This window comes from Paenibacillus sp. UMB4589-SE434 (genome assembly GCF_030226685.1).
GTDB lineage: Bacteria > Bacillota > Bacilli > Paenibacillales > Paenibacillaceae > Paenibacillus_B.
The window spans coordinates 568274-575114 of sequence record NZ_JASOYK010000003.1; the positions used below are offsets into that span (position 1 = coordinate 568274).

General features: G+C 45.4%; 7 protein-coding genes and 3 tRNA genes. 7 read left to right on the forward strand and 3 right to left on the reverse strand.

Annotated features, from left to right (window positions below):
- Positions 1–20: 20 nt before the first annotated feature.
- Positions 21–839 carry a MerR family transcriptional regulator gene (locus tag QP775_RS15240; RefSeq protein WP_285107242.1) on the reverse strand — a complete coding sequence of 273 codons (819 nt, stop codon included), beginning with the start codon at positions 837–839 and terminating at the stop codon, positions 21–23.
- A gap of 272 nt (positions 840–1111) precedes the next feature.
- On the opposite strand from QP775_RS15240, the gene QP775_RS15245 reads away from it, so the two are divergent.
- Positions 1112–2089, forward strand: a complete 978-nt coding sequence (locus QP775_RS15245) for a GntR family transcriptional regulator (protein ID WP_285107244.1) — start codon at positions 1112–1114, stop codon at positions 2087–2089.
- Between the two features lie 231 nt (positions 2090–2320).
- Here QP775_RS15245 and cmpA read toward each other — a convergent pair whose 3' ends face one another.
- On the reverse strand, positions 2321–2440 hold the full coding sequence (cmpA, locus tag QP775_RS15250) for a cortex morphogenetic protein CmpA (protein WP_157277755.1): 120 nt from the start codon (positions 2438–2440) through the stop codon (positions 2321–2323).
- 154 nt (positions 2441–2594) lie between these two features.
- Complete coding sequence (locus QP775_RS15255) at positions 2595–2951, reverse strand: hydrolase/acyltransferase (protein WP_239329914.1); 357 nt, start codon at positions 2949–2951, stop codon at positions 2595–2597.
- A gap of 152 nt (positions 2952–3103) precedes the next feature.
- Between QP775_RS15255 and QP775_RS15260 the strand changes: the two genes are divergently transcribed.
- The 6 genes from QP775_RS15260 to QP775_RS15285 all read left to right on the forward strand — a co-directional run bounded on the left by QP775_RS15260 (position 3104) and on the right by QP775_RS15285 (position 6839).
- On the forward strand, positions 3104–3583 hold the full coding sequence (locus QP775_RS15260; RefSeq protein WP_239329912.1) for a SprT family protein: 480 nt from the start codon (positions 3104–3106) through the stop codon (positions 3581–3583).
- A 34-nt stretch (positions 3584–3617) separates the two neighbouring features.
- The gene (locus QP775_RS15265; RefSeq protein WP_285107248.1) at positions 3618–4445 is read left to right on the forward strand and encodes a uroporphyrinogen-III synthase; all 828 of its coding nucleotides are present in this window, start codon (positions 3618–3620) and stop codon (positions 4443–4445) included.
- A gap of 149 nt (positions 4446–4594) precedes the next feature.
- Positions 4595–4670 (forward strand) — tRNA-Asn (locus QP775_RS15270).
- Positions 4671–4673: 3 nt separating this feature from the next.
- Positions 4674–4762 (forward strand) — tRNA-Ser (locus QP775_RS15275).
- A 363-nt stretch (positions 4763–5125) separates the two neighbouring features.
- Complete coding sequence (gene mgtE, locus QP775_RS15280) at positions 5126–6529, forward strand: magnesium transporter (protein ID WP_239329907.1); 1404 nt, start codon at positions 5126–5128, stop codon at positions 6527–6529.
- A 238-nt stretch (positions 6530–6767) separates the two neighbouring features.
- Positions 6768–6839 (forward strand) — tRNA-Glu (locus tag QP775_RS15285).
- Positions 6840–6841: the final 2 nt, after the last annotated feature.

A 6841-nucleotide genomic window follows, 5' to 3' on the forward strand; every position in this document is an offset into this window, starting at 1 on the left:
TCACTCCACTCCTTCTCTAGTTATCTATTTATAATTGGAATTTGTATTTCTATGAATTGTGCATCTTGTTCTGGAGATAATGGTAAATATATTTCCCTTCCAGATTCGTTTTCCTTGATCTGATAGTTATTTTTCTCAATCCATTTAGCTAAATGAACACAGGCTGTACAAGCAAAGCTAGAATTTGAACGAAAAGCCATAGTGGCCATCATCGGCTCAGGTGGAAGAGTCCGCAGCTGAAATAGGTCTGGAATTAATAGCAGCTCACAGGTTAAAAAATAACCGACTTCAAACTCAAACTCTTCCTCATTTCCGTCTATTTCTTTCCACAAAACAACCTGCGGACCTTGAGTCAATTGGCGAATTTCCTTTGTTAATAACTGATTAAATGTACGAAATAGGTCTGGAATGTCCTCTTCTCTCCCGCGTGCTTTCTGAAAAAGAAACTGTTTGGCATCTTCTGTTTTGACTCTAATTTCTTGCCCTGTTTCAACCTGTCCCTCTTTTTCTATAAGCTGCATACGCTCCTCAATCCTGAGGAGTTTGGCTTGTTCCGCATCGATGATTTGCTGGATCTCGCTTCTTTTCAGCTTAAACATCCCTTGAATATTCTCCAATGTAATATCCTCGTGGAGCAACTGTGTAATTTGTGGCAATGTGAAACCCAATTCTTTATAGATTAAGATACGGTTGAGCTCAAGAAGCTGATCTGCGGAATAGTAACGGTAGCCCGTATCGTGATCCACCTTTCTCGGTTTTAGGATGCCAATCTGGTCATAATAACGCAGTGTTTTTAAAGAGACCTTGCTTAGTCTGGAAAACTCACTGATTTTAAACAAAATATTGCCTCCAATCTATAACATAATGGGAGTATACAGTTTCCCGTGCAGGGGAAAGTCAAGGGTGTTATGAAACTAAAAGTCTATCATCAATATAGTATAGTTAAACTTAGTGTAACGCTTCCATGTCCTTATAGGAGTACGGAAAGGAGCGGGGAATGGTTGCTTGCGTGATATGTGCATTTCCGATATGCTAAAATCATAAAATCCTACTTATCTATGTATTTGTGAGTTGATGATGAACAGATTAATAATAGCGGGGGGAGTTGTCTTTGGACGAGCATCAATTATTTATACAGGTGGACCCAACGTTAACCTATAGTATTAACACGCAAGTGAAAGAACAGCTGAAGTGGCTGATCGGAATTGGGCAAATTCAGTCTGGCGAGCTCTTGCCGCCTGCGGTTCAATTGGCTGAGCAGCTTGGACTTAATCGGAACACGATTAATGCGGTGTATATACAGCTTAAGGATGAAGGCATTGTTTCGATCCAGAAAGGTAAGGGCACTGAAGTACAGCATAATGAGCAGGTAAGAAAGCTTAAGCAAAACCGAGTCGTTATGTATGAGCTGTTGAACAGCATGTCTAATGAAGCGTGCGAACGCCAGTTGGATATACGGGAGTTAGCCGTAGCGGGACTTGCTTATACGCAGCTGTTTCAGCTTCCTGTTCGCCAAGTGCCTGAAGTGTTATTTATCGAATGTAAAGAGCATGATTATGACTTTTATGAACAAGAAATTGTCCGTATTACAGGAGCCCGTACATCAACGCTCTATTTGGAGGATATAAAGTACTCCCCCTCATTGCTAGAAGAAAGCTTAAGCCGCGCGCAATATGTTGTGACCACTTTAAACCATGAGCAGGAAGTACAAGCACTCATTGGAGACAAGCACGAATTAATCGTGCTGGGTGCGGCAGTCGAATTTAACGCGCTGCTTGATCTATCCAAGCTTCAGGCAGGTACGAAAGTCGGCTTTGTATGTCTTGGCTTAAAAGGTGGGCAGTGGATGGCTGCAAAAGCAGAAGAGGCAGGCATTGATCATATTGTTACGATCCCATTAGGGATTGATCATCCTGATTCGCTGAGGCAGTTTATAGCTCAATCCAGTTCCGAAAACTGCAGGCTATATGCTTCGCAAGCTGTATACAGTAAGGTTCAAGCGGCAGCTCCGGACCTAACGGTTAATTATCCGATGAGGCTGGAAGCAAGCAGTGAAAGCTTATTACAAAGCATCCGGAAGGTTGAATAAGATACTTAATTCTAGCTTGGACATGAATTAATTCGTGTTTTGAAGAGGGTGTGAGTATCATTAAAGATTGTGACTATTTGAAAAATCCCGCCATCGTATGTGATGCGCGGGACTTATGGGCGCTAGCCCGCAGATTAAGGTTGCTGATGTGAGTCGTTGCTACCATCTGGAGGCTCGGGCGGTTGGGTGGAAGAGGCATGATTTGCTCGCTGCAGACGTCGCTGCTTCCATTTAATAGCGAGCTTGCGGATTCGTACGGTAAAAAAACCAGCACTCATTCAGCAGCTTGATTTGTCGGCGGTCCTTCTTCTGGAAGGCGCGCATCAATTGGTTGCTCAACCATTGCGGCATTAGTATACCTCCTTTGGGGAGATGCGGATTCTCGTTGTACCGCTATCTTATGGGCAGGGGTGGAATTAAGTGCAGGTCCGCAGGAAAGAAATAAAGACCGGAGACCAACTGCATTAGATACAGAGGTCTTCCGGTCTATTCATATCATTCGTAATTATGACAACTCTTCTTCTTCCTCATACCATTGTTCCAACTGCGCAAGTAGTGCGCGAATCTCGGTTAGGAGCGAGATCAATGGATACTCCGTTTCCTGGATGGCAGCAAAGGCTTGTTCCAGACGTGTCATATATTCGATCCCGCTTGTCAGCGTGTCCTGCTCACGGAGCAGCTCAAGTTGATCACATTCCGCTACTGCAAAGGGAAGGCTGGGCACGTTGCTCGCGGTCAGCTTGCCAATCTCTTTATTTAAGCGGAGATTCAACGCGCTTAGTTGATAGGCGTAATCCGCTGGCATTGCGACGAACTCCAGTTGTGTGTCCTGTTGAAAGATGATATAACGCATCTTCGACATCGGGTAGTCCTCTCCTTCATGTCACTTCTATCGGTATAATTTGCAAAGTTCATATGGGATACTCTTGACAGTGTAAAGGAGTTCAAGTACAAATTCAAGTAGGATCATCTTTTAGCACAGGTTGGCAGTTAAATGGATGAAAGGCGGACACAATGACGAACAACTGGTCCAATGACGGGCTGCAGCGCTGGATCGAGCAAATATCTGCACGTGACTTCGGAAGACCGTTCCGCCATCACGCACGGTGGAATACACGCTTATCTTCGACAGGAGGCCGCTATCTTTTAAAGTCTCATGATATTGAAATTAATCCGAAGCAATGGGAGACTAATGGTGCAGAAGAAGTGGAACGTATCATCAAGCATGAATTGTGCCATTATCATCTGCATTTGGAGGGAAGAGGCTATCAGCATAGAGACGCTGATTTTAAACGTTTGCTTGCTGAAGTAGGCGGATCTAGGTACTGCAAGGCTTTGCCAGACATTCGGAAGAAGCGTACGGAACCTTATCGATACTTCCTGTTGTGTCAGGCATGTGGCCAGCGTTATATGCGCAAACGCAAGGTGGATGTAAAGAAGTACGTATGCGGCAAATGCCGGGGCAAGCTTACGCTTAAAGCTATAGCTGAATAACAAGCTCGCATCTATATTACAGGAGGGATTATCGATGGCGAAGTTGGAAGGCAAAGTAGTAGCGCTGACAGGTCCGCGCAAGGCAGAAGAAATGTCCACACTTGTGCGGAAGCAGGGCGGAACACCGCTTATTCGTGCCACACAAGGAACACTGCTTGCAGGGTTCGATCATCTCGACAATGAGGTAGACAAGCTCTTGGATCAGAATCAACCATTGGATTGGGCTGTCTGGACGACTGGTATGGGGCTTAACATGTTAATAGAAGCAGCTGCAGATGTAGGTAAGCGAGAGTTGTTGCTGCAGCGGTTTGCAGGTATGAAGCATGCAGCACGTGGCTACAAAACAATTAATGCGCTGCGCAAGTTAGGGATCACACCAGATGTGCGTGATGACGACGGCTCCACACTTGGGCTTGTGCGTGGTATGCAGAGTCAAGGCATTGACGCTTGGAGTGGGATGCATGTTTCGCTGCAGCTTCATGGCGATCCTGCTCCAACGCTGGTCAGCTTTCTGAAGGAAGCTGGTGCAAGTTGGACGGAATTGATGCCATATCGCCATACGCCTCCTGCGGAGCAAGAGTTGGAGTTATTGTTGCAGGAATTGCTTGACGGCAAGATTGATGCCGTTGCGATGACTAGTGCGCCGCAAGCGCGTTTTCTGTTTCAATATGCGAATAAACACGGACTTGCAGCTGAACTGCGCCGGATATTCGCCGAGCGCACCTTAGCGGCGGCAGTAGGCAAAGTCACTGCTGCTGCACTGCAGGATGAGGGTGTGTCACGTGTACTTGTGCCTGACGAGGAACGGATGGGAGTCTTGATTGTTAAGTTGTCACAATGGTACGATGCCAAGTTAGCTTGATGCTATAGGGTGTGACAGGAGGGTCAAGATGACGTATAAAGACAGGCTCTCCTGCTGCACAGAATTTGTTGAATCGGATATTGCCGGTTTAAATGCAGAGAAGTAGTATTGACACCTATCGTTCTTTATGATAAATTTAAAATTGTTATTCCCTGATAGCTCAGTTGGTAGAGCACTCGACTGTTAATCGAGTTGTCACAGGTTCGAGTCCTGTTCGGGGAGCCACATGGAGAGATACCCAAGAGGCCGAAGGGGGCGCTTTGCTAAAGCGTTAGGGTGTAACAGCCGCGGGGGTTCGAATCCCCCTTTCTCCGCCAGTTAATTTAATGCTTATGAAGAGAATCCCGAGAGGGATTTTTTTGTTTTGACTTTATTGATTTACTTCTTTCTGTACTGCACGTGTCCCTTCCTTTTATCCTCGTTATTTCATGGTTTAGGATGTTCTCGCATCTTCACTGCCATTCTCGATACATTCATAATAAAACTTAAATGAAAAGCATGGTAACCAACATGGTATCCTAATGTACTTGTGTTGAACGATTGTAAGAGGGTTATATCCTTGGATAAATCCTTGAACAGATCTTTAAATACATGTAATTTTTGTTTACCATGCTCAGAATGGTGTTAATGGAAAGGATGGGACATGATATACAGATAGATGTCTCTAAGGGGATGGATAGATGAAACAGGGACCAAAGGTAGAAAAGCGGGCATCGTTGTATGTGGCAGGCAGAGATTTAGCAGAAACAGCGGAACAAATACTACATAGTGACCATGTGAGCAACCGTGCCAATATGCAGGAGCAGTTCAAGAAATGGCAGCCGTATGATCTGTCAGTTGCTTATCGTGAACTGGAGTTAAGGCATAGATCGCTCTTAATTGATATCATTGAGCTTGAACCCCTCGTTGACATGATGCGTGAACTCGAGCCGAGGCTGCAAATGGAGGTTTTGCAGCTCGTTGGCCGTGCACGTGCAGCTGAGGCGCTTAACCGGATGGATAATGACGACTTGGCGGATATGATGGCAGAGGTGCCATATGAAGCCAAGGAGTACATGCTGTCGCTGATGGAGCAATCCGAGAGCGATACCGTACGTGAATTGATGACATACGGACAGGAGACGGCTGGTGGTCTGATGACGAATCGTTACGTATGGTTCTATAACCGGTATACCGTTAGGGAAGCGGTCGAGAAAGTGAAGTCCTTTGCAGAGCTGACAAAGCATGTGCATTATTTTTATGTGGTCAGCGAGGCTAAAGAACTTCTGGGGCGTTTAACTTACCGGGAACTGGTGCTTGCTCAAGAAGAGGATCGTATTGAAGATCTGATGCAGGAAGACGTCATCTCGGTAACAGCTGATACGGATCAGGAAGACGTAGCCCGTTTATTTGAACAGTACGACTACTTATCAATGCCTGTTGTAGATGACAGCAGTAAGCTGCTCGGCGTGGTCACCATTGATGATGTAATCGACGTTCTGCGCGAAGAAGCGCACGAGGATATTAATAAATTATCTGCGACAGACAAGACGATTGATTTTCGTACCAATCCGCTCACAGCTGCACGTCGTCGTCTGCCTTGGCTGATTATGCTGCTCTTTCTTGGACTTGTGTCCGGCAGTATTATTAGCGGTTTTGAAGATACGCTCAGCAAAGCTGTCGCCCTTACTTTCTTTATGCCGATGATAGCCGGCATGACAGGGAATACAGGTACACAGTCCTTGGCTGTTGTCATACGCGGTCTGGCATCCGAGGAAAATTTGGACAGAGGGATCATCACCCGTCTTTTGTGGAGGGAATTGATGGTTGGGCTGCTGATTGGGACAGTATGCGGAATAAGCGTTGCGCTTGTCGCCGGATTTTGGCAGTCCAGTATAGCGTTAGGGTTTGTTGTGGGGAGCTCGTTGTTTTTGACGATTATTATTGGAACGATGGCGGGCACGATTATCCCGATCCTGTTGTTTAAATGTAATGCCGATCCGGCGGTAGCATCTGGTCCGTTGATAACAACCCTTAATGATATCTTCTCATTGACGGTATATTTCGGTACAGCGACTTTATTCCTTAGTTATATTATGGATTAGGGTTTCTGGCTGGAATGAATGGTATTTATGGGGTTATACTAACTAACGTGTTGTTGTCGCAGTTGAAGTAGTACGGTCTTTAGTATCTATTTTATATAAATAAAATAGAGAAAATGGGTACATGATGTAGTTATAAAGGTGGAAATAATAGGTTTAAAAAAAGGGCTTGTCAACATCGTTTTCGTTTGATATACTCTTACTTGTCGCCGATGAGGTGACGGACGAAGATGAACGACATGGCCCGTTGGTCAAGGGGTTAAGACACCTCCCTTTCACGGAGGTAACAGGGGTTCGAATCCCCTACGGGTCACC

Excerpts from the sequence above, each read along its gene's own strand:
- QP775_RS15260 (WP_239329912.1), top strand. The coding sequence starts at position 3,104 with ATGACGAACAACTGGTCCAATGACGGGCTGCAGCGCTGGATCGAGCAA.
- QP775_RS15255 (WP_239329914.1), bottom strand. The coding sequence starts at position 2,951 with ATGTCGAAGATGCGTTATATCATCTTTCAACAGGACACACAACTGGAG.
- cmpA (WP_157277755.1), bottom strand. The coding sequence starts at position 2,440 with ATGCCGCAATGGTTGAGCAACCAATTGATGCGCGCCTTCCAGAAGAAG.
- QP775_RS15265 (WP_285107248.1), top strand. The coding sequence starts at position 3,618 with ATGGCGAAGTTGGAAGGCAAAGTAGTAGCGCTGACAGGTCCGCGCAAG.
- mgtE (WP_239329907.1), top strand. The coding sequence starts at position 5,126 with ATGAAACAGGGACCAAAGGTAGAAAAGCGGGCATCGTTGTATGTGGCA.